The following is a 19,419-nucleotide window of genomic DNA, read 5'->3' on the forward strand; positions in this document are numbered from 1 at the left end:
ATCCTTCGAGACGTCGCCTTCGGCGACCCTCAGGATGAGGTCATAGTCTCCCGCCGGTAGTCTCACGGGCCGCACACGCGAAAACGTGCGAACACCGGCCGCTGCCGCGTCGGCCGCGGTTTTCACCGACGCCGCTCCACACTCCGCTCGTTCCCGCGCAAGCGGGAACCCAGAATGCGGGATTCCGGGCGGCCGGCGCGTGTGTCTCCGAAGCTCTCCCCCGCGGCAACGAGCGGGCACTTGGTCCCGGCCGGCGTGGTCGGACGCGCCTAATCCTCGTCGCCGCCGGCGGTGAGGGCCGCGAGCGAGCCGGACGCGTCCGCGCCGTAGCGGTGCAGATCGGCGCCGTGGGCGTCGAGCCAGGTTTTTGCCCGCCGCATCTCGGGGCAGAGCTTTGCCAGAAGCCGCCAGAACCGGGTGGAGTGGTTCATCTCGACGAGATGCGCCACCTCGTGGGCGGCGAGATAGTCGAGCACGTGGCGCGGCGCGAGCACCAGCCGCCACGAGAAGGACAGCGCCCCGGTCGTCGAGCACGAGCCCCAGCGGCTGGTCTGGTCGCGGATGGTGATTCGCTTGATGGCGACGCCGAGCGTCGCCGCGTGCGCGCGGGCGGCGGCCTCGACGTCGCGCTTCGCCTCACGGCGGAGAAAATCCTGGACGCGGCGGGCGACGTGCGGCGCCTCGCCGGCCACGCACAGCAAATGCTCGCCCTTGGCGTCGATCTCGGTCCACACCGTGCCGCGGACGTTGCGGCGGTGGACGATCCGGTGCGGCACGCCGCGCAGCGGCAGCACGGTGCCGGGCGCGAAGGGTGCTGCGGCGGGTAGCCGGCACATGCGGGTGGCGATCCAGCCGCCGTGCTTCTGGGCGAAATCCCGCGCTTCCTTGACGGTGCCGCAGGGCGGCATGGTCAAGACCACGTCGCGGGTCGCGGCCTGGACCCGCAGCGTGTAGCGGCGGGCGTGACGATGGCGGCGCAGCCGCACGAGATAGATGTCGCGGTCGAACACCACCTCGATGGCGAGCGGCTCGCTGGGACGGCGATAAAGCATGGCACGGTGTGACATCGACTTCGGTTCCCACCTTCCCCCGAGAGGGAGTGTGCCATATTCGCGGCGGCTTGGGGGCGTCCCGGAATGGCTCCGGGGAGGGGCGAGATGTTGTGGTGGTGCAGGGTTTTTGCCTCGAGACCTCGAGTGAAATGCGCAGAACGCACGTTCATTCGTTCGCGTTGGTCGGAATTCCGGATTCAGTGAGAAAACGCTCCGGATCTCAGCACGTTGCGCGGCCGCTTCTGGGCCGCCCGAAAGGCGTTGCATCCCGCCGGGGTTTGTGATTGGGCGCTCGCCCCGGCTCGCGGATTTTATCGCCTTCTCAAGCAGATGGGCGGCCGGAGGTGTGCCCCGGCCGCCCGCACCGAACTGCGGCGTCTCTCGTGCGCGTCGCGTGCGCGTCGCCGTTTCCTCGTCCCGCCGGGCCGCACCGCCCCGGCCGGCGCCGTCGCAAAACGGTCGGACCCGCCCCGGATCCGTCCAAGCTCGGCCGGATCCGGACGAGGTCGACGCCTCACTCGTTGGCGCGCAGGAAGCCGGCGATGCGTGGCAGCACCTCCTTGCGGAAGCGCGAGCCGTTGAACACGCCGTAATGGCCGACGCCGGGCTGCACGTAGTGCACCTTCTTCTCTTCCGGGATGCCGGTGCAGAGCGTCTGGGCGGCCTTGGTCTGACCGAGCCCGGTGATGTCGTCCTGCTCGCCCTCGATGGTCATCAGCGCGACCCGCGAAATCTTGCTCGGATCGACCCGGTGGCCGCGGTGGAACAGCTCGCCCTGCGGCAGCAGGTGGCGGATGAAGACGTTCTCGACCGTCTGCAGGTAGAACTCCGCGCTGAGGTCGAGCACCGCCAGATACTCGTCGTAGAACGCGCGGTGGGCCGAGGCCGAATCGCCGTCGCCCTCGACCAGATGCTGGAACAGCTTGCTGTGCGCCTCGAGGTGGCGGTCGAGATTCATCGACATGAAGCCGTTGAGCTGCAGGAAGCCGGGATAGACGTCGCGCATGAAGCCCGGATTGGGGAACGGCACCTTGGTGATGACGTTGCGGCGGAACCAGTCGATGCCACGTTGCTCGGCCACCTTGTTGACGGCGGTCGGGCTGACGCGGGTGTCGATCGGGCTGCCCATCAGGGTCATCGAGCGCGGAACGTGCGAATCGCCGTTCGCCTCCATCAGCGAGACCGCGGCGAGCACCGGCACGCCGGGCTGGCAGACCGCGACGACGTGGGTGTCGCGGCCGAGGAAGTGCAGCATGCCGATGATGTAGTCGATATAGTCGTCGAGGTCGAAGCGGCCCTCGGAGATCGGCACCATGCGGGCGTCGATCCAGTCGGTGATGTAGACGTCGTGGTCCGGCAGCATCGCCTGCACGGTGCCGCGCAGCAGCGTCGCGTAGTGGCCGGACAGCGGCGCGCACAGCAACACCCGCGGGTCCGGCGGACGGGAGACGTCCACCTCGCGCTCGAAATGCAGCAGGCGACAGAACGGCCGCTCCCACACGGTCTCGATCGACACCGGCACCAGCCGACCGTCGACCACCGTGTTGTCGATGCCCCATTCGGGCTGGGCGTAGCGGCGGGTGGCGCGCTCGAACAGCTCGCAGGCGGCCGAGATCGACTTGCCGAGCGTGGTGCTCGACACCGGGTTGCTCGGGCTCTTGAAGAAGGCATGGGTGGCGTGAGCGACCGCCCGCGACGGGTTCAGCGCCACGTGAGTCATCTCGTAGAACCAATACAATGGCGACGACAGGCCGACACCGATCCCTTCGATCGGCGGCGGCGGTGGGGAGTCCCTGAAGTCCCGGATGGTCATGATTCGCTCCCTTGCGCTCGCCGTTCCGGCGCGCTTTACGGTTTAGGTTTTTATGTTTGATCAATGCTGCCGCGCATTGTTGCATTGCGCAACGTCAAAAAACCCCGAATCGATCCGTTCGGAGCAAAAAATTGCCGGAGGTCGTTTATGGATCAAAACACACAGAAATGGCCGTCGCTGGCGGCGCGCGGCCGTTCCGGCCTCGCACCGGTGCGAAGAAACCGCCCGTGAGACGCCCGAGCGACATTCGCCACGGCCACGGCGGCCGGGCGTGCTTTCTCACTCGCCGGTCTGCAGCAGCGATCCCTGCTGCCGGGCGCTCCGCAGCAGCGCCAGGAAGCCGAGTGCACCCGCGCCGAACAACACCAGGTTGAGGCCGAACGACCAGATCATCAGGTCGGCGCGAAACACCTGCTCCATCACGAGCGCCCGCATGCCCTCGAACACGTAGGTCGGCGGCAGCATCCAGGCGACCACCTGCAACCAGTCCGGCAGCACCGCCACCGGATAATACACGCAGGCGAGAGGCAGCAGGAGAAACATGATGGTCCAGGCGAGATTTTCCGCGCCGAGGCCGTTACGCAGCACCACGCCCGACACGAAGATGCCGACCGCCCAGCTGGTCAGGATCAGGTTGGCGAAGAACGCCGCGAGCGCCAGCCCCAGCCCCCACAGGTTGAAGCCGAAGAAGGCGATCGCCAAAAAGGTCACCGGCACCAGGCCGATCGCCAGCCGGATCAGGCTCATCACCATCAGCGCGAGCACGAACTCGACCGGCCGCAGCGGGCTCATCATCAGATTGGCGAGGTTGCGCGACCACAGCTCCTCGAGGAACGAGATCGAGAAGCCGATCTGGCCGCGAAACAGGATGTCCCACAACAGGACGGCGCCGATGAACACGCCGCCGGCGCGGGCGAGCGGGCCCTGGGCCTGCGAGACGTAGGTCTGCAGGAAGCCCCACATGATCATCTGCACCGTCGGCCAGTAGACGAGGTCGAGCAGGCGCGGCCAGGACGAGCGCAGCAGGTACCAGTAGCGCTCGACCATCGCCCCGACGCGGCGCGCCGAGACGGTCCATTCGCTGCCGGACTCGTCCGGCCCGGACTCGCCCGGCCCGGACTCGGCCGTGCCGGGCTCCTCGGCCTCGAGGGCGCGCGCGGCGGATTGCGTCTCGGTGGAACTCATTGGGCGGCCTCGCGGGCGTCGGCGCGGCCGCGGGCGACGTCGAGAAACACCTCCTCGAGCGTGGTCCGGCCGTAGCGGGCGAGCAGCGCCTCGGGGCTGCCGTCGTCCTCGATCGTGCCGCGCTTCATGATGATCACCCGGTCGCACAGCCGCTCGACCTCGGCCATGTTGTGCGAGGCGAGCAGGATGGTGGCGCCGCGGTCGCGGCGATAGGTTTCGAGGCGCCCGCGCACCCAGTCGGCGGTGTCGGGGTCGAGCGAGGCGGTCGGCTCGTCGAGCAGCAGGACCTCGGGCCGGTTGATCAAGGCCTTGGCGAGGGCGACGCGGGTCTTCTGGCCGGCCGAGAGCTTGCCGGTCGGGCGGTCGAGAAACGTCTCGAGGTCGAGATCGGCGGCCAGCCGAGCGATCCGATCCGAAATGTCGGGCACGCCGTAGAGCTTTCCGAACACGGAGAGATTCTGCTTCACCGTGAGGCGGAGCGGCATCTCGACATAGGGGCTCTCGAAATTCATCCGGCCGAGCACGCGGTAGCGCTGGCGCGGCATCTCGGCGCCGAGCACCCGCACGCTGCCCGAGCTCGGCATCACCAGGCCCATGATCATCGCGATGGTGGTGGTCTTGCCGGCGCCGTTGCCGCCCAAAAGCCCGGTGACCGAGCCGCGCGGCAACGCGAACGAGATGCCGGCCACCGCGGTGCCGGTCTTGTAGGTTTTCACGAGCCGGTCGGCGGCGATGGCGGGAGCGTCGGTCACGGGTCTTTCGTCCAAGGGGGGTCGGGCGAATGTATGCGGACCGGCGGGGGGCGCAAGGGCGGCCGCCATTTCGAGCCGGCCCGCGGTTCCGCTCGAACCGGACGGCCGGTGTGGCGTTGGTCCGCGAACGGGAGATCCCGCATGACGCGACCGAAGCAGCCGCCGGCTCCGACCGAGCCGCGTCCGACCCGAGCGCGCCCGGATGTGGCGCGTCCGACCGAGGACGATCACGCGCAGGCGCAACTCGGCGGCACCCGGGGCGACCGGGCCCTGGCGCCCGCCCCGATGACGCCGCAACGGGCCGACAAGACGCCGAAGGAGCCGTCGGGCGGCCATACCACCTGATCGTCCGTTCGGACCGACGATCCGTCCGGATTTTCGGCCACGGCGGCGCACGCCGGAGCGCGGAGGGCGCAGTGTCGGCCGCCACGATTGTCGCCGCGGACGACGCGGCATGCGTGAAACCCGCGTTGCGCAGCCGGGGCCGATCGTGGCATGACGAAGCACGCGTCGGTGCCACCGCGACCCGCGGGCGGCCGGACGCGCGTCCCGACACACCGCGTTTTTCATCCGACCCGCTGCGCATTCCGCGCGGACGCCGGGCGTGCCGGGACCGGCCACCGAGACAGGGGACATTGATGATCGGCGACAGACCACGGCGGCCGCAGGATTCGCGGCGCGGCAACGACGCACGGCAGGCGGCCGAGCGCGCCTTCAAGGCGATCACCACCAAGCAGGCCCCGCCGCTGCCGGCGGCGGCGGCGCCGCGTGCGGTGGTGCCGGGCGTGCGCGAGCAGGTGACGCTACGGATCGACGCGGACGTGCTGGAGCACTTCCGCGAAGGGGGGCCGGGATGGCAGGATCGGATCAACACGGCGCTGCGCAAGGCGCTGGAGAAGAAGTAGCGGCCCCGGCGCGAAAAGAATCGGTCGCGTAAAGAATCGGTCGCGAAAAACAATTGGTCGCAAAGAGAATTGGAAGTCGGAAGGAATCATGGACGACCCCCTCAAACCGAAGCCGGATGCCGGCCGCGCGGGCGGCGAGCGGCAGATGGCCCAATGGGAGCTCGAGGCGCTGGCACTGCGCGAGAAGACCGAGCGGCTGAAGGCGCTGCGGCTCGCGCGCGAGGCGGCGGAAGGGCCGGCCCCGGCGAAGAAGCGCAGCGTCGGCACCCGAAGCGGCGCCACCAAGACCGCGAAGGGCGGCACCAGCCCCGGCCGCGCCGCCGCGAGCGCCGCCGACAAATCGATCGCGACGCTGTCGGACTGGCTGAAAATGCAGGAGGAGCAGGGTCGGCGCCGATGACGGGAGCCCCTGCTTTCCTGTAGACTGGAGAGCGATGTTGCCCACCGAGTCGCTCACCGACACCGACCTGTCCGGCCGCGTCCGTCTCGACACCCTGGTCCGGCTGCGCTGGATCGCGGTGTTCGGCCAGCTCGTCGCCATCCTGATCGTCCACGACAGCTTCCTCGGCGAATCGCTGTTCTGGGCGGCGATGGCCGTCATCCTGGCGTATGGCTCGCTCAATATCGGCCTGATCTGGTACTATCAGGGCGACCAGCGGCTGCGCCCCGACCGGGTGGCGCGGCTGCTCGGCATCGACGTGTTCGAGCTGGCGATCCTGCTCTTTCTCACCGGCGGCCTGCAGAACCCGTTCGCCTTCCTGTTCATCGGCCCGGTGCTGATCTCGGCGAGCATTCTGTCGGCGCAGTGGACCATGCTGCTCGGCATGCTGGCGGTGAGCTGCGCGACGCTCCTGATGTACGTCCACCTGCCGCTGCCGTGGCCGGGCGAGGAGCCGTTCGAGCCGCCCTGGATCTACCTGTTCGGGGTGTGGCTCGCGATCACGCTGGCGATCGGCTATATCGGCATCTATGCGGGACAGGTGACCGAGGAGCAGAGGAAGCTCGCGACCGCGCTCGCCGCCACCGAGCTGGTGCTCGCCCGCGAGCAGCACCTCTCCCAGCTCGACGGGCTCGCCGCCGCCGCCGCCCACGAGCTCGGTACCCCGCTCGCCACCATTCTGCTGGTCTCCAAGGAGCTCGAGCGCGAGCTCGAGCCCGGCTCGGCGATCCTCGAGGACGTCACGCTGCTGCGCCAGCAGGCCGAGCGCTGCCGCACCATCCTCGCAAAACTGTCGGAGTTTCCCGAGCCCGGCGAGATGTTCGCTCGCATGCCGGTGTCGGCGATCGTCGAGGAGGTGGTGTCGCCGCACCGAGGCGGCGAGGCGGCGATCGACGTGGTGATGCCCTCCGACGGCGGCCCGGAGCCGGTCGGCGCCCGCAACCCGGCGATCCTCTACGGGCTCGGCAATCTGGTCGAGAACGCCGCCGACTACGCCCGCGAGCGGGTCGAGGTGGCGGTGTCGTGGAACGCCGAGTCGGTGTGGATCATGATCAGCGACGACGGGCCGGGCTTTCCGTCCGAGGTGCTCGCCCGCCTCGGCCAGCCCTACGTCACCAGCCGGCGCGGCCGCCGCAAGGGCGCCGATTCGTCCGGCCTCGGCCTCGGCTTCTTCATCGCCAAAACCCTGCTCGAGCGCTCCGGCGCCCGGCTGACGCTGAAGAACCGAAAGTTTCCGCAGCGCGGGGCGATCGTCCGGCTGCAATGGCCGCGCGAGGAGTTCGAGCGCGTCGCGGGGTCCGCCTGGGACGATTCGGTCGCCGAGCAGGACACCGAGCAGGAGGAGGAGACCGGCGGCGAGCCCCGCCACGCCTGACCTTTTCCCCCCGCGGCGCGCGGACGCAGGCCCCCTGCGACATATGGTCCGGCGCAATTTTGCGCCGAGACGGGCAGGTTCCGCACCGCACGTGGTTCCACCCCGCCGCCGGCGGGGCCCCTTTCGCCGGCCCGCGCCCGGCCCGGAGGAATGGCGCGGAAGGTGCGGACCGGCGGTCCGCCCGCAGAAGGTGTGTGATGGCAGATGCCGTTTCCCCGTCCGAAACGCCCACCGGCGAGCGATCGCTGCTCATCGTGGAGGACGACAAGTCGTTCCTGCAGCGCCTCGCCCGCGCGATGGAGTCGCGCGGGTTCCAGGTGACCACCGCCGAGACGGTCGCCGACGGGCTGCAGCAGGTGGAGCGCCAGCCGCCGGCCTTCGCGGTGGTCGACATGCGGCTCGGCGACGGCAACGGGCTCGACGTGATCTCGGCGCTGAAGAAGCGCCGGCCGGACGCCCGCGGCATCGTGCTGACCGGCTACGGCAACATCGCGACCGCGGTGACGGCGGTGAAGCTCGGCGCGTTCGACTACATGTCGAAGCCGGCCGATGCCGACGAGGTGGCCGCCGCGCTGCTCGCCGGCGAGGGCATGAAGCCGGAGCCGCCGGAAAACCCGATGTCGGCCGACCGGGTGCGCTGGGAGCACATCCAGCGGGTCTACGAATTGTGCGGCCGCAACGTCTCCGAGACCGCCCGCCGGCTCAACATGCACCGCCGCACGCTGCAGCGGATTCTGGCGAAGCGCGCCCCGCGCTGAGCGGGATTGTTGCCGGGCGGTGATCGGACGAGCGCCGGTCGCCGGTACCGGGGTCTTGTCGGACCGGGCCGTTGCGTGCTTACTGTATGGCGCAATGACCGACCCTTCTCCCGACGCTCCGTCGACCGCAGCCGCCGCCCCGTCTCGGCCCGACTCGTCTCGGCCCGCTTCGCCCCGCTCCGCCTCCCGGCCGCGGCGCGGATCCGCGCCCGCGCGGCCGCGTGAAGACACGCGATCCGCCGGGGCCGCCGAGGAGGCCCACGCCGGGGCCGGCCTGCCGGAGGCCGACGCCCGGCTCGCCCGCATCGAGGCCGAGGTCGGCCGGCTGGCGATCGGGCTCGGCGAGACCGCAGCCGACGTCGATGCGGTGCGCACCGCGCTCGCCACGCTGCGGGTCGAGCTGCGCCGGGTCGACGACCAGCTTCGCGGCATCCCCGGCAAAGGGCTCGTGGTGGCGACGGTCGCCGCCGGCGTGGTGGTCACGGTGGCGCTGATCACGCTGTTCGCGCGGCTCGGCTGGCTTTCGCCCGGCGCCTGACCGGCACGCGCCCGGCGGGGCCGTCCGAACGGCTTCTCACGCCTCCGGAAAACACCCGTGCGGATCGGCGAGGTTCTGCAGCCGCGCCGCGGCGGCGCGGCCGAAGCACAGCATCACGGCTTTCCGCGTCGCCGCCGGCAGCCTGTGCTCGGGCGCCTCGCGCAGAAAGGCGGCGCCGAAGGCGTCGGCGACGATCAGCCCGGCCTCCTCGGGAAAGATCTCCGGCGGCACGTGGGGGGCGGTGGCGAAAAAGAGCCGGTCGCAGTGCAGCCGGTAGTCCGGCCATTTGTGGTCGGCGCGCAAATCCTCGACCGACGACTTGATCTCGACGATCCACACGGTGCCGTCGGCGCCGAGCGCGACCAGGTCGGCGCGCCGGCCGGAGGCGAGCGGCAGCTCGGCGACGCAGGCGAAGCCGTGCGCGCGCAACAGCCGCTGCACGCCGCGGGCGACCGACAGCGCCACCGGCGACTGCCGTCCGTCCGGCGGCGGCGCGGGAATCGGTGCGAGCATTCTTGCAAGATGCCACGCCGGAGCGGGTTCGCGAACCCCGCGACACGCATCGCCGACGCCGGCGGGCCGGGCCTGTCGCCGCCGCAAGCCAGCCCGGCGGCCGGCGGGCGTGCTCGGGGCGGCCGATTTCGGATATCGAATGTAAGCGTTCCAGCCCCTCGTGCAGGAGAGCCCGATGTACGCTCCGAACGGCGTGACGACGAGCCCGCGCTTCGCGATCCCGCAGGAGATGACCGCCTGGGTGCTCGACGGGCCGGGCGAGGTGCGGAAAACGGTCAAGCCGGTGCCGGTGCCGGGCTGCGCCGAGGTGCTTCTGCGCATCGACGCGGTGGCAATCTGCCCGAGCGACATCGACAACATCTGGTACGGCTGGCCGGCGATCGTCGAGGGCGGCAAGCCGTTCAATAAAAATTGGACGCCCGGCCACGAATATATGGGCACGGTGGTGGCGCTCGGCCCGGCGGTCGACGAGCTCGAGATCGGCCAGCGGGTGGCGGTCGAGATCCATGCCGGCTGCGGCCAGTGCAAGCGCTGCCGGGCCGGCCTCTACACCTCCTGCCTGAACTACGGGAACCGGGCAAAAGGCCACCGCGCCAACGGCTTCACCACCGACGGCGGGTTCTGCGAGTACCAGGTCAACCACATCGTCACGCTGGCCAAGCTCACCGACGACATCTCCGACGAGGTCGGCACGCTGGTGGTGACCGCCGGCACCGCGATGTACGCGCTCACCGAGATCGGCGGGCTGATCGCCGGCGAGACCCTCGTGGTGCTCGGCGAAGGGCCGATCGGCCTGTTCGTCACCGCGGTCGGCAAGGCGCTCGGCGCCTCCCCCGTCATCGTCACCGGGCTGTCGCCCGAACGGCTGGCGCTCGCCCGCGCGCTCGGCGCCGACCACACGATCGACGTGCGCAGCGAGGACGCGGTCGCCGCCGTGCTGCGGCTCAATGGCGGGATCGGCGCCGACTACGCGGTCGAGTGCTCCGGCGCGCCGAGCGCGATCGATCAGGCGATCGCCATGGTGAGCCGCGGCGGCCGGGTCTGCCTCGCCGCCTTCCCGGCGGAGAACACCAAGATCGACGTCGGGCGCCTCGTGCGCGACAACATCTCGCTGTGCGGCATCCGCGGCGAGGGCAAGCGCGCCGTCCACCGCGCCGCCGCCTTCCTGCGCGACAAGAAATTCGATCCGTCGGCGCTGCACACCCACACCTTCCCGCTCGACGAGCTGCCGACCGCGCTGCGCTACGCCAAGGACAAGCTCGACGGCGCCATCAAGGTGGTGGTCAAGCCGCACGGCGTCGCCGCCCGCAAGCTCGCCGCCGAGTGACGGGCACGCGTGCCCTCGGGCACCCGTGCCCTTTCCCCGATCGTTCCACGCTGCCGCCGAGGTTTGGAACGCGGCCTCGATCAGCCATTGCCCGAAGGTCGAACGCCGGACGCCGGCGTCCGGCCGGGCGTTTTCTTTCCCGCCGACCGAACTTGCGCTAAAGAGAACGCGTTTCGACCAGGCCGGGCCCCTCTGGCAGCGCGTTGCCGCGCTGTGATGTCGGACTGGATCTCGAATGGGAGTGGCCCGGATCGTCGCCCGCGGGCGGCGGCCGCCCGGCGGTCCCGTGGCGCGTTTTTCTCTCTCGCTCCCGGCATTCGCCCGACGCTCGTGCCCCCGGCGCACCCGGCGGCCCGTGTCCGACCCCTCCCGCAACGACCGTGTCGGGGCTGCGCGCGACAAGAACGCGTGCGGGCACCGTGCGCGGCCGGCGCGACGGGCAGGAGTTCGAAAAGACATGTGGGACGTGTTGACCACCGAGCTGTTCAGCGCCGCGGCGCTCGGCGCCTTCGCGCAGGTGGTGATGATCGATCTGGTGCTGGCGGGCGACAACGCCGTGGTCATCGGGCTCGCCGCCGCTGGCCTCCCCGCGGACCAGCGGCCGAAGGCGATTCTGATCGGCATCGGCGCGGCGACCTTGCTGCGCATCGGCTTCGCCGGCATCACCACCCAGCTGCTCGACATCGTCGGGCTCCTGCTCGCCGGCGGACTGCTGCTCTTGTGGGTGTGCTGGAAGATGTGGCGCGAGCTGCGGGCCGATGCCGCCGCCGCCGAAGACCACGCCGAGACGCACGCGACCGACGCCGCTCCCCCCGCCGGCGCAAAACCGCGAAAGACGTTCGTGCAGGCGGCGTGGCAGATCGTGGTGGCCGACGTCTCGATGTCGCTCGACAACGTTCTGGCGGTCGCCGGCGCGGCGCGCGAGCACCCGATCGTGCTGGTGTTCGGCCTGATGCTGTCGATCGCGCTGATGGGCATCGCCGCGAACTTCATCGCCAAGCTTCTGAACCGCCACCGCTGGATCGCCTATGTCGGCCTCGCGGTGATCCTCTATGTGGCGCTCGAGATGATCTGGCGCGGCGCGCTCGAGGTGTGGCCGGTGGTGGCCGCCCCGCTGGCGGCGGCGACCGGCTCGTGAGCCTGCGCGGGATCGGCGGCTCGCGCCGAACCGCTCACGCCGAGCGCGACACCGCGGGGACTTGCACGGACGCCGCCGATCGACCTAGGTAACTGACCTGAATTGAGTCCCGCTCGTTTTGCGCCTTCGATTGTCCGGCTCGACACCCCTTTCGTGTGCGACATGGATTCCTCCGACCCGAATTTGACGCGGAAGCCCTTCTGCTCGGTGTGCGGCGCGCGCATGCGCTACGCCCGCAGCATTCCGCGCCTCGGCGCCAATCCCGAGCTCGTCTCCTACGAGTGCCAGCGCTGCGGCCACGTGGTGACGCGGGCCGAGGACGAGCCGAGCTGACGGCCGCCCATCATGCCATCCCACCCGTCGCGATCCGCCATGCCCGTCGTCGGGCGAAAGCACGATCGACAGGCCCCGCCGGATCGTGGCAGGAACATGCCGGTCGAGCCGCGTGATGCGGGGAGTAGCGGGACGTCTCGCCGAACGGACTCGTCTTCCGTCACGTCCGCCCTCCCGACCGACAGTTTTATCACCATGCGTAATACTCGCCGCTCTTTCCTGTATCACGACGTGGCCAACGAGCTGCGCACGCGAATCACGAGCGGGGTCTACGCGCCCGGCAGCCGTCTCCCGAGCCTGAGCGAGCTGATGGAGGAGTTCTCCGTCAGCGCCATCACGGTGCGCCGCGCGCTCACCGAGCTGACCTACGAGGGGCTGATCCGCGGCCATCAGGGGCTCGGCGTGTTCGTGAAGGACAAGCCGCGCATCCACCGGGTGCTGGCCGGCAGCCCCGAGCACACGATCGGCGACGAGATCACCCGCGCCGGCTTCGAGCCGCGGCTGATGGAGATCGGCTATGCCGAGGTCGAGGCCGACGAGACCATCGCCGCCCGCCTCAAGGTGCCGCGCGGCTCGCGGATTTTTGCGCACACCAAGCTGACCTTCGCCGACGACGAGCCGGTGGCGCTGCACGTGCTGCATCTGCGGCCGCGGCTCGCCAAGCAGCTGCGCAACGACCTCGCGACGCAGTTCATCTTCGTGCTGCTGAAGACGCGCAAGGTGCCGATCGACATCCTGCACTGCACCTTCTGCGCGACCACGCTCGGCGAGGAGCATGCCGACCTGTTCGGCCTGCCGGCCGGCGCGCCGGTGCTGCGAGTGGAGTACACGATGGCGACGAGGACCGGCACGCCGATGATGCTCGGCACCACCATCGCCCGCGCCGAGCGCTTCACCTACGAGGTCGAGCTGCAGCAGCGCCGCCCGCGGCGCTGACGCGGCGCGGCGGCGGGAACGAGTGCCTCAGGGGCCGTGCCCCATCAGCTCGCGGTCGGGGCGCGCGAGCGTGTCCTTGAAGAACGGCCGCTCGATCCCGTAGACGGTCTTGTCGTCGACGCAGGTCTTTCGCGCCTCGTCGGTCGGCGAGGCGAGCCCGGCATTGACGCGCATCACCCAGTCCTTGCAGGCGTCGGTCTCGCCCGAATAGGCGATCGCCGTGGCGCTCTCGTGCAGGTGCCGCCCGATCTCGTAAACGTGCGCCACGACCGCGAGGACGGCGGCCGGGACCAGCACCGCGAGCGCCTTTCGCGGCAGCCGCCACGGCGTTTCGCCGGCCTCGTCCGGCACCACCGCGCGGGCCCAGAAAGCCGCGATCACGATCGTCGGGACGATCGCGCCGCGCATGGAGACATTGTTGGCGCCGGAGAAGGTCACGACCACCGTCGCGAGCAGATAGAGCGAGGCGGCGACGGCGCACTGCCCGAGCACGGATCGCCTCGGCGCATCGCGCGCAAAGAGCGCCCAGGCGGCGAGCCAGCCGACCTCCGCCATCAGGAAGACGAAGGCGAAGACGTGCCCGACCAGCGCGAGCGGCACGCTGCCGAAGGTTTCGTGCCAGCGCTGAAACACCTCGAACAGCCGAAAGCCGCCCGCCGCCTCCGAGCCGAGATAGAGATAGGCGAGCGGAAGACCCACCAGCAGCGCCGTCGCCGCAGCGAGCGTCGCCGGCAGCACGGTCGCGCGGCTCGCGACCAGACGGAAAAGCAGCGGCGACAGCGCCACCACCCCGCCGATGACGGCGAAGGCCGAGGAATAGACCGACACGCCGACCAGAAGGCCGGCGGCGGCGAAGGCGACGAACGAGGGACGCGGCTTCAGCGTGCGCGGCTCGGTCGTGATCACGACGGCGAGCAGGAGCGCGATCGCCGAGGTGAGATGATGCGGCACCCAGACGACCAGGGTCGAGAGCGCCGAGATCTGGTTCGGCACGCCGAAGCCGAGCTGCCACCATTCGGGATCGCGGGCGGCGCTGGCGAGCGTGCCCGACAGAAGCCGCGCGATCACCACGGCGCCGTCCGGCACCGCACCGACCAGGAAGAGCGCGACGAACGCCACGCCGCGCCGATGCGGCGCCAGCGTGTGGCGGAGAAAGAGCAGCAGCACGACCGCCGCCGCGCCGCCGAGCAGCAGCGTGCCGAGCGCGTAGGAAAGCTTCACCAGCGGCGCGCCGAACAGCGCGAACAGGTCGGCGAAGGCGGCGGCCGGCATCCAGGCGACGTAATAGAAATGCAGCGCCGTGTCCGGCCGAAAGTTCAGCATCGGCGGAAAGGTCTTCGAGGTGACGAGGCTCGCCACCTCCTGAAAATGCCAGTTGTCGTCGAAGTTCACCGCGGCGACCAGCGTGCCGTCGAGATACTGCAAAGCGTACGGCACGAGCCGCACGATTTGCAGCACGACGGCGATCGTGATGACGGCCTTCTCCCAGAAGCGGAGCGGCGCCGGATCGGTGGCGATGCGCACGTTTCTGAAACCGACCAGCGCCAACGCGAGGAATGCGACGAACACCGCCGGCAACCCGACGGTCGGCAGCCGCAGCACGGTCATCACCGCCGCCGTGACGATGCTCGCGGAGAACAGCGCGAGCACCGAGAGGCCCGAGCGCTGCAGCGGCGGATTTTTTGGCGTGGCCATCGGCTGTCCTTCCGAAACCATGGCCACGCGGCCGGCGAGAGATGTCATCCCAACGGTGCCTGAAAGCGACTCTCCCCGTCACCCTGAGGCGCCCGGCGAAGCCGGGCCTCGAAGGGCGACGGCATCGATCTCGGGCTTGCCCGAGATCGACAGGATCGAGTGCCCGGGTCGGCAACGCCGACCCGGATGGCCGTTCATCCTTCGAGGCTCGCTCCGCTCGCACCTCAGGATGACGGATCAAAGTCATCCGCCGTTGGTATCCTCCCAACGACGACGAAGCTCGGGCCTCGTCCTTCGAGACGGCCGCTTCGCGGCCCCTCAGGACGAGGTCGTCGTCTGCCGTCGGCGCTATCGGCCGGCGAGCCCGCCTTCCACCACGGCGATCGCGAAGGCATAGGACAGCGCCACCTCGCGCAAGCGCTCGAACCGGCCGGCGGCGCCGCCGTGCCCCGCCTCGAGATTGGTCCGCAGCAGCACCAGATTGTCGTCGGTCTTCAGGCGGCGCAGCCGCGCCACCCATTTGGCCGGCTCCCAATAGGTCACCCGCGGATCGGTCAGGCCGGCGAGCGCGAGGATCGCCGGATAGTTTTGCGCCGTCACGTTGTCGTAGGGCGAGTAGGCGCGGATCGTGCGGAACGCCGCCTCGTCGCGGATCGGGTCGCCCCATTCGGGCCATTCCGGCGGGGTCAGCGGCAAGGTCTCGTCGAGCATGGTGTTGAGCACGTCGACGAACGGCACCTCGGCGATCAGCCCGGCAAACAGGTCGGGGCGCAGATTGGCGAGCGCGCCGATCAGCATGCCGCCGGCGGATCCCCCTTGCGCCACCGCCTTGTCGGGCGCGATCACCTTCTCGGCGACCAGAAACTCGGTCGCGGCGATGAAGTCGTGAAACGTGTTCGGCTTGGCGGCGAGCTTGCCCTCGCGATACCACCGCCAGCCCTTCTCGGTGCCGCCGCGCACGTGCAGGATCGCATAGACGAAGCCGCGATCGACCAGCGACAGCCGGTTGGTGCCGAACGCGGCGGGCATCGACATGCCGTAGGCGCCGTAGCCGTAAAGAAGCGCCGGCGCGGTGCCGTCGAGCGGCGTGTCCTTCCGCGCGAGGAGCGAGATCGGCACCGTCTCGCCGTCCGGCGTCGGCGCGAGCAGGCGGCGCGTCACGTAGTTTTCCGGGTCGTGGCCGCTCGGCACTTTTTGGCGCTTGCGCAACACGCGGGTGCGGGCGGCGCAGTCGTAGTCCCACACCTCGGAGGGCGTCGTCATCGAGGAATAGACGAAGCGCAGAATGTCGGTCGCAAACTCGTAGCCGTGGTCGAGGCCGAGCGAATAGGCCTCCTCGTCGAAGGCGATCGTGTGCTCCTCGCCGGTCGCGAGCCGGCGCACCACGATGCGCGGCAGGCTGTCGGCGCGCTCGATGCGGATCAGCCAGTTCTCGGTGACGGTGAAGCCGAGCACGAACACGCCCGGCCGGTGCGGCACCAGCGTTTTCCAGTTCTCGCGGCCCGGCGCCTCGAGCGGCGCGACGACGATCTCGAAGTCTTCCGCGCCGCCGGCATTGGTGCGCACGAACAGCACCGGGCGGCCCTCGAAATCGGGGTGGTGCTCGACCTCGTAGCGCAGGTCCGGCTCGCGCGGCGCCACCAGCACCGGGCGGGCGTCGTCGCCCGCGGCGAGGTCGATCAGCCTGGATTCGGCGGTCTCGTGGTCGTGCACCGAGATTTCCGCGAAGCGGCGCGACTGCAGCCGGCCGAGCGAGACGAACAGGCCGGGATCGGGCGTCTCGTAGACCAGCGTGTCGTCCTCGACCGGGGTGCCGAGGCAATGGCGAAACACCCGGCTCGGCCGGTGCTGCGCATCGAGCCGCACGTAATAGAAGGCTTTTCCGTCGGCGCACCAGGCGACGCCGCCGGACACCTCCGGCACGAGATCGGGCAAATCCTCACCGGTCGTGAGGTCGCGGACGCGGGCGGTGAAGAACTCCGAGCCCATGTCGTCGGCGGTCCAGGCGAGCAGGCGGTGGTCGGGCGAATGATCCGACGGCCCGAGATGGAAGAACGCCTTGCCGGCGCCGAGCGCGTCGCCGTCGACCAGCACGGTCTCCTCGCCGCCGTCGCGCGGCTGCCGGCAGATCAGCGGGTGCTCGCCGCCCGCCCGGTGGCGCACGTAATAGGCCCACGGCCCGTCGGGCGCGGGGACGCCGGCGTCGTCCTCCTCGATGCGGCCCTTCATCTCGGAGAACAGCGTCTCCTGCAGCTCCGCGGTGCCGGCGAGGGCGGCCGCGACATGGGCGTTCTCGGCCTCGAGCACCGCCCGGATCTCGGGATCCAGCACGGCGGGATCGCGCATCACCGCCTGCCAGTTGGGGTCGCGCAGCCAGTCGTACTCGTCGATCAGCCGGACGCCGTGGCACACCTTGGTGACCGGCCGCTCGGCCACCCGGGGCGGTGCTTTCGGGCGGGACACGCGTTCGAGCATCATCGTCACTCCGGGTTCTCGGCGTCGGGCGGTCACGGCGCGGGGCCGGGACGAATCCCGGAAGTGGCCGCGCGCCGGGCGAGCCGGCAATCTAGAGACCGCTCGCCAGCGGCGCAAACCGGGGGCGCGGCGGCTCGCCGCAGATCGCCGGGCGAGAGGCTGCCGGGCGCGGGAGGCCTCGGCCGACACCGTCTCGGGTCGGGACGGCTGGATTTGAACGTACAAGTGTGTACTCTGTGGGTCGACGCGGCGAATAGTTGCCAATTCTTCGTGATGGTTCACCAGGATTGATGACTGTCGTAATTCTTTTCTTGCTTTCCCGAACAGTGCAGATAAAAAACGATCAGTTCATGCGAGTCGTCGGGCCTGCGCGCCGGACGGTCGCACGGCCGGGCGAGCCGTCGGGGCATTTTCGGCTCGGACCGACCATGATCGGGGCCTTCTATGCGAAACGAACGTGCAATGGGTGACAACGCATCTCAAAACTATATTGAGCTGACCGCAGGAATCGTCTCCGCGTACGTCAGCAACAACAGCATATCGGCAGGGGATATTCCGGGGCTGATCAACCAGATTCATTCGGCCCTGCTGCGGGTCTCCGGTGGGCAGAGCGATGCCCCGGTCGAGCCGCTCAAGCCGGCCGTGTCGGTGAAGAAATCGATCACGCCGGAATACATCGTGTGCCTGGAGGACGGCAAAAAGTTCAAGTCCCTCAAGCGCCATCTCCGGACTCAGTACAACATGACGCCGGAACAGTACCGCGACAAGTGGAACCTGCCGCCGGACTATCCGATGGTGGCGCCGAACTACGCGGCGGCCCGCTCCCAGCTCGCCAAGCAGATGGGGCTCGGCCAGCAGCGGCGGCGGCGCTCGAAGTGAGACGCGACGGCCGCCGGCCCGCCCCGTAGCACGACCGCGGGGCCGGCCGACGGCCGCCTGCTCGTCCGCGGACGCGGGCGGGTGCTTTTCGCCCGTGCGGGCGGGATCCCGGGGCCGGCCCGGGTTTTTGGCGCACGGCGTCTCCAGGAACTCGATCCTATCTCTGCGAGCGCCCGGGCGAGCCTCCTCTTCGCCTACGCTAACCATTTTCGACGAACATCCTGAAATTTCCACCACCGGGATATCCCCGGTTGCGCGAACAGCGCGATACTCTAGGGATACGATCCTAGAGGAGATCGCGATGACCCATCCTGCCCCCGCTCCCCGGCCGGCGGCGCCGCCGGTTCCGCCGCGTCACCCGGCCCGCCCCGGCCCCGCGTCCAAACCCTCGATGGCGGCGCTGACGGCGCTGGTCGCCCGCGAGCTCGGGGTGCCTCCGCGCGCGCTGGTCCGGCCGACCCGCGGGCCGGCGGCGGTCGCGCTCGCCCGCCAGACCGCGATGTATCTCGCCCATGTCGCGCTCGGACAGAACTTCAGCGCGATCGGCCGCGCGTTCGGGCGCGACCGCACCACGGCAGCTCATGCCTGCCGGATCATCGAGGAAACCCGCGACGACCCCGCGACCGATGCCCGGCTCGGCGCGCTGGAGCGGGCGCTCGTCGCCGGCCGTGAGCCGGCGGTCGATCGGGCGCGGCGAAACGTCTCGGGGGGCCGGGCATGAGCCGGGCGGAGCGCAGGAGCCGGGCGCGGCCGGCGGCCACGCCACGAGTGGCCACGCCGCGAGCGGCCACGCCACGAGTGGCCGCGCCGGGTGCGGCGGACCTCGGCGCCCTCCGGGCGGAAAAGCTGAAGGTGGTGCGGCGGGCGCATCCGGAGGCCGGCTCCGTCCTGGTCGACGAGGCGGAGAGCCCGCTCGCCTGGCTCGCCCGCCGCAAGGGGCGCGACGGCCGGCCGCTGATCGAGCCCGCGCAGTTTCTGGCCGGCGAGCGGCTGCGGGCCGACTTCACCTTCGCGCAGATGACGCCGCGGCTCTCGCTCGACTGGACCGGCGTGCCCTCGGCGGGCGGCGGCGGGGCGGGCGGCCCGGCATCGATGACCGACCGGGTGGTGGCGGCACGCCAGCGCTTTTCCGCTGCGCTCGACGCGGTCGGCGCGGAATTCTCCGGGCTTCTGGTCGACGTGTGCTGCTTTCTCGCGCGGCTCGAGGAGATCGAGCGGCAGCGCGGCTGGCCGCCGCGCTCGGCAAAGATCGTGCTGCAGCTCGGGCTCGACCGGCTCCCCCCCCCCTACCGCCCCGCAAACGCCC

At 70.2% G+C, this 19,419-nt stretch carries 20 protein-coding genes; 13 read left to right on the forward strand and 7 right to left on the reverse strand.

Annotated elements, in window-relative coordinates:
- Positions 1 to 269: 269 nt before the first annotated feature.
- The 4 genes from A33M_RS17365 to A33M_RS17380 form a co-directional block, all read right to left on the reverse strand.
- Positions 270 to 1,067: a M48 family metallopeptidase gene (locus A33M_RS17365; RefSeq protein WP_052027106.1), complete on the reverse strand. Its 798-nt coding sequence runs from the start codon at positions 1,065 to 1,067 to the stop codon at positions 270 to 272.
- A gap of 499 nt (positions 1,068 to 1,566) precedes the next feature.
- On the reverse strand, positions 1,567 to 2,865 hold the full coding sequence (locus A33M_RS17370; protein ID WP_040621369.1) for a polyhydroxyalkanoate depolymerase: 1,299 nt from the start codon (positions 2,863 to 2,865) through the stop codon (positions 1,567 to 1,569).
- A gap of 279 nt (positions 2,866 to 3,144) precedes the next feature.
- Positions 3,145 to 4,050 (reverse strand): ABC transporter permease, encoded by a 906-nt coding sequence (locus tag A33M_RS17375; RefSeq protein ID WP_008389845.1) that lies wholly within the window; start codon positions 4,048 to 4,050, stop codon positions 3,145 to 3,147.
- Positions 4,047 to 4,802, reverse strand: a complete 756-nt coding sequence (locus tag A33M_RS17380; RefSeq protein ID WP_008389847.1) for an ABC transporter ATP-binding protein — start codon at positions 4,800 to 4,802, stop codon at positions 4,047 to 4,049. The genes A33M_RS17375 and A33M_RS17380 overlap by 4 nt, the downstream gene beginning before the upstream one ends.
- Positions 4,803 to 4,943: 141 nt before the next feature.
- Between A33M_RS17380 and A33M_RS17385 the strand changes: the two genes are divergently transcribed.
- The 6 genes from A33M_RS17385 to A33M_RS17410 all read left to right on the forward strand — a co-directional run bounded on the left by A33M_RS17385 (position 4,944) and on the right by A33M_RS17410 (position 8,817).
- Entirely contained in the window at positions 4,944 to 5,147 is a 204-nt protein-coding gene (locus A33M_RS17385; protein ID WP_040621373.1) for a hypothetical protein, read from the forward strand.
- A gap of 293 nt (positions 5,148 to 5,440) precedes the next feature.
- The gene (locus A33M_RS17390) at positions 5,441 to 5,707 is read left to right on the forward strand and encodes a BrnA antitoxin family protein (protein ID WP_008389851.1); all 267 of its coding nucleotides are present in this window, start codon (positions 5,441 to 5,443) and stop codon (positions 5,705 to 5,707) included.
- An 88-nt stretch (positions 5,708 to 5,795) separates the two neighbouring features.
- Entirely contained in the window at positions 5,796 to 6,107 is a 312-nt protein-coding gene (locus tag A33M_RS17395) for a hypothetical protein (RefSeq protein ID WP_008389854.1), read from the forward strand.
- A 34-nt stretch (positions 6,108 to 6,141) separates the two neighbouring features.
- Positions 6,142 to 7,521 carry an ActS/PrrB/RegB family redox-sensitive histidine kinase gene (locus tag A33M_RS17400; RefSeq protein ID WP_052027107.1) on the forward strand — a complete coding sequence of 460 codons (1,380 nt, stop codon included), beginning with the start codon at positions 6,142 to 6,144 and terminating at the stop codon, positions 7,519 to 7,521.
- A 197-nt stretch (positions 7,522 to 7,718) separates the two neighbouring features.
- The gene (locus A33M_RS17405; protein WP_008389857.1) at positions 7,719 to 8,279 is read left to right on the forward strand and encodes an ActR/PrrA/RegA family redox response regulator transcription factor; all 561 of its coding nucleotides are present in this window, start codon (positions 7,719 to 7,721) and stop codon (positions 8,277 to 8,279) included.
- 94 nt (positions 8,280 to 8,373) lie between these two features.
- Positions 8,374 to 8,817 (forward strand): hypothetical protein, encoded by a 444-nt coding sequence (locus tag A33M_RS17410; protein ID WP_008389859.1) that lies wholly within the window; start codon positions 8,374 to 8,376, stop codon positions 8,815 to 8,817.
- A gap of 36 nt (positions 8,818 to 8,853) precedes the next feature.
- Here A33M_RS17410 and A33M_RS17415 read toward each other — a convergent pair whose 3' ends face one another.
- On the reverse strand, positions 8,854 to 9,330 hold the full coding sequence (locus tag A33M_RS17415) for an MmcB family DNA repair protein (RefSeq protein WP_008389862.1): 477 nt from the start codon (positions 9,328 to 9,330) through the stop codon (positions 8,854 to 8,856).
- Between the two features lie 175 nt (positions 9,331 to 9,505).
- On the opposite strand from A33M_RS17415, the gene A33M_RS17420 reads away from it, so the two are divergent.
- The 4 genes from A33M_RS17420 (at position 9,506) to A33M_RS17430 (ending at position 13,064) form a co-directional block, all read left to right on the forward strand.
- Complete coding sequence (locus tag A33M_RS17420; protein WP_008389864.1) at positions 9,506 to 10,657, forward strand: zinc-dependent alcohol dehydrogenase; 1,152 nt, start codon at positions 9,506 to 9,508, stop codon at positions 10,655 to 10,657.
- A 457-nt stretch (positions 10,658 to 11,114) separates the two neighbouring features.
- Positions 11,115 to 11,795: a TerC family protein gene (locus A33M_RS17425; RefSeq protein ID WP_040621375.1), complete on the forward strand. Its 681-nt coding sequence runs from the start codon at positions 11,115 to 11,117 to the stop codon at positions 11,793 to 11,795.
- Positions 11,796 to 11,957: 162 nt separating this feature from the next.
- Positions 11,958 to 12,128, forward strand: a complete 171-nt coding sequence (locus A33M_RS24145; RefSeq protein WP_157223535.1) for a hypothetical protein — start codon at positions 11,958 to 11,960, stop codon at positions 12,126 to 12,128.
- Positions 12,129 to 12,359: 231 nt separating this feature from the next.
- The gene (locus A33M_RS17430) at positions 12,360 to 13,064 is read left to right on the forward strand and encodes a GntR family transcriptional regulator (RefSeq protein ID WP_008389870.1); all 705 of its coding nucleotides are present in this window, start codon (positions 12,360 to 12,362) and stop codon (positions 13,062 to 13,064) included.
- Positions 13,065 to 13,091: 27 nt separating this feature from the next.
- On the opposite strand, the gene A33M_RS17435 is transcribed toward A33M_RS17430, so the two are convergent.
- Positions 13,092 to 14,759: a hypothetical protein gene (locus tag A33M_RS17435; RefSeq protein ID WP_008389872.1), complete on the reverse strand. Its 1,668-nt coding sequence runs from the start codon at positions 14,757 to 14,759 to the stop codon at positions 13,092 to 13,094.
- A gap of 348 nt (positions 14,760 to 15,107) precedes the next feature.
- Positions 15,108 to 17,237, reverse strand: coding sequence for a S9 family peptidase (locus tag A33M_RS17440; RefSeq protein WP_052027108.1), 2,130 nt, complete (start codon positions 17,235 to 17,237; stop codon positions 15,108 to 15,110).
- 459 nt (positions 17,238 to 17,696) lie between these two features.
- Between A33M_RS17440 and A33M_RS17445 the strand changes: the two genes are divergently transcribed.
- The 3 genes from A33M_RS17445 to A33M_RS17455 all read left to right on the forward strand — a co-directional run.
- Entirely contained in the window at positions 17,697 to 18,113 is a 417-nt protein-coding gene (locus A33M_RS17445) for a MucR family transcriptional regulator (protein WP_008389879.1), read from the forward strand.
- 301 nt (positions 18,114 to 18,414) lie between these two features.
- Positions 18,415 to 18,834: a helix-turn-helix domain-containing protein gene (locus tag A33M_RS17450; RefSeq protein ID WP_008389881.1), complete on the forward strand. Its 420-nt coding sequence runs from the start codon at positions 18,415 to 18,417 to the stop codon at positions 18,832 to 18,834.
- A 77-nt stretch (positions 18,835 to 18,911) separates the two neighbouring features.
- The coding region (locus A33M_RS17455) for a DUF6456 domain-containing protein (RefSeq protein ID WP_052027110.1) at positions 18,912 to 19,419 on the forward strand (508 nt) is incomplete at its 3' end.

Origin of the sequence: Rhodovulum sp. PH10, from assembly GCF_000293785.1 — a bacterium.
Lineage (GTDB): Bacteria > Pseudomonadota > Alphaproteobacteria > Rhizobiales > Xanthobacteraceae > Rhodoplanes.

Bases quoted from the DNA above. Each gene is read 5' to 3' on its own strand.
- A33M_RS17365 (WP_052027106.1), bottom strand. From the start codon at position 1,067: ATGTCACACCGTGCCATGCTTTATCGCCGTCCCAGCGAGCCGCTCGCC.
- A33M_RS17370 (WP_040621369.1), bottom strand. From the start codon at position 2,865: ATGACCATCCGGGACTTCAGGGACTCCCCACCGCCGCCGCCGATCGAA.
- A33M_RS17375 (WP_008389845.1), bottom strand. From the start codon at position 4,050: ATGAGTTCCACCGAGACGCAATCCGCCGCGCGCGCCCTCGAGGCCGAG.
- A33M_RS17385 (WP_040621373.1), top strand. From the start codon at position 4,944: ATGACGCGACCGAAGCAGCCGCCGGCTCCGACCGAGCCGCGTCCGACC.
- A33M_RS17390 (WP_008389851.1), top strand. From the start codon at position 5,441: ATGATCGGCGACAGACCACGGCGGCCGCAGGATTCGCGGCGCGGCAAC.
- A33M_RS17395 (WP_008389854.1), top strand. From the start codon at position 5,796: ATGGACGACCCCCTCAAACCGAAGCCGGATGCCGGCCGCGCGGGCGGC.
- A33M_RS17400 (WP_052027107.1), top strand. From the start codon at position 6,142: ATGTTGCCCACCGAGTCGCTCACCGACACCGACCTGTCCGGCCGCGTC.
- A33M_RS17405 (WP_008389857.1), top strand. From the start codon at position 7,719: ATGGCAGATGCCGTTTCCCCGTCCGAAACGCCCACCGGCGAGCGATCG.
- A33M_RS17410 (WP_008389859.1), top strand. From the start codon at position 8,374: ATGACCGACCCTTCTCCCGACGCTCCGTCGACCGCAGCCGCCGCCCCG.
- A33M_RS17415 (WP_008389862.1), bottom strand. From the start codon at position 9,330: ATGCTCGCACCGATTCCCGCGCCGCCGCCGGACGGACGGCAGTCGCCG.
- A33M_RS17420 (WP_008389864.1), top strand. From the start codon at position 9,506: ATGTACGCTCCGAACGGCGTGACGACGAGCCCGCGCTTCGCGATCCCG.
- A33M_RS17425 (WP_040621375.1), top strand. From the start codon at position 11,115: ATGTGGGACGTGTTGACCACCGAGCTGTTCAGCGCCGCGGCGCTCGGC.
- A33M_RS24145 (WP_157223535.1), top strand. From the start codon at position 11,958: ATGGATTCCTCCGACCCGAATTTGACGCGGAAGCCCTTCTGCTCGGTG.
- A33M_RS17435 (WP_008389872.1), bottom strand. From the start codon at position 14,759: ATGGCCACGCCAAAAAATCCGCCGCTGCAGCGCTCGGGCCTCTCGGTG.
- A33M_RS17440 (WP_052027108.1), bottom strand. From the start codon at position 17,237: ATGATGCTCGAACGCGTGTCCCGCCCGAAAGCACCGCCCCGGGTGGCC.
- A33M_RS17445 (WP_008389879.1), top strand. From the start codon at position 17,697: ATGGGTGACAACGCATCTCAAAACTATATTGAGCTGACCGCAGGAATC.
- A33M_RS17450 (WP_008389881.1), top strand. From the start codon at position 18,415: ATGACCCATCCTGCCCCCGCTCCCCGGCCGGCGGCGCCGCCGGTTCCG.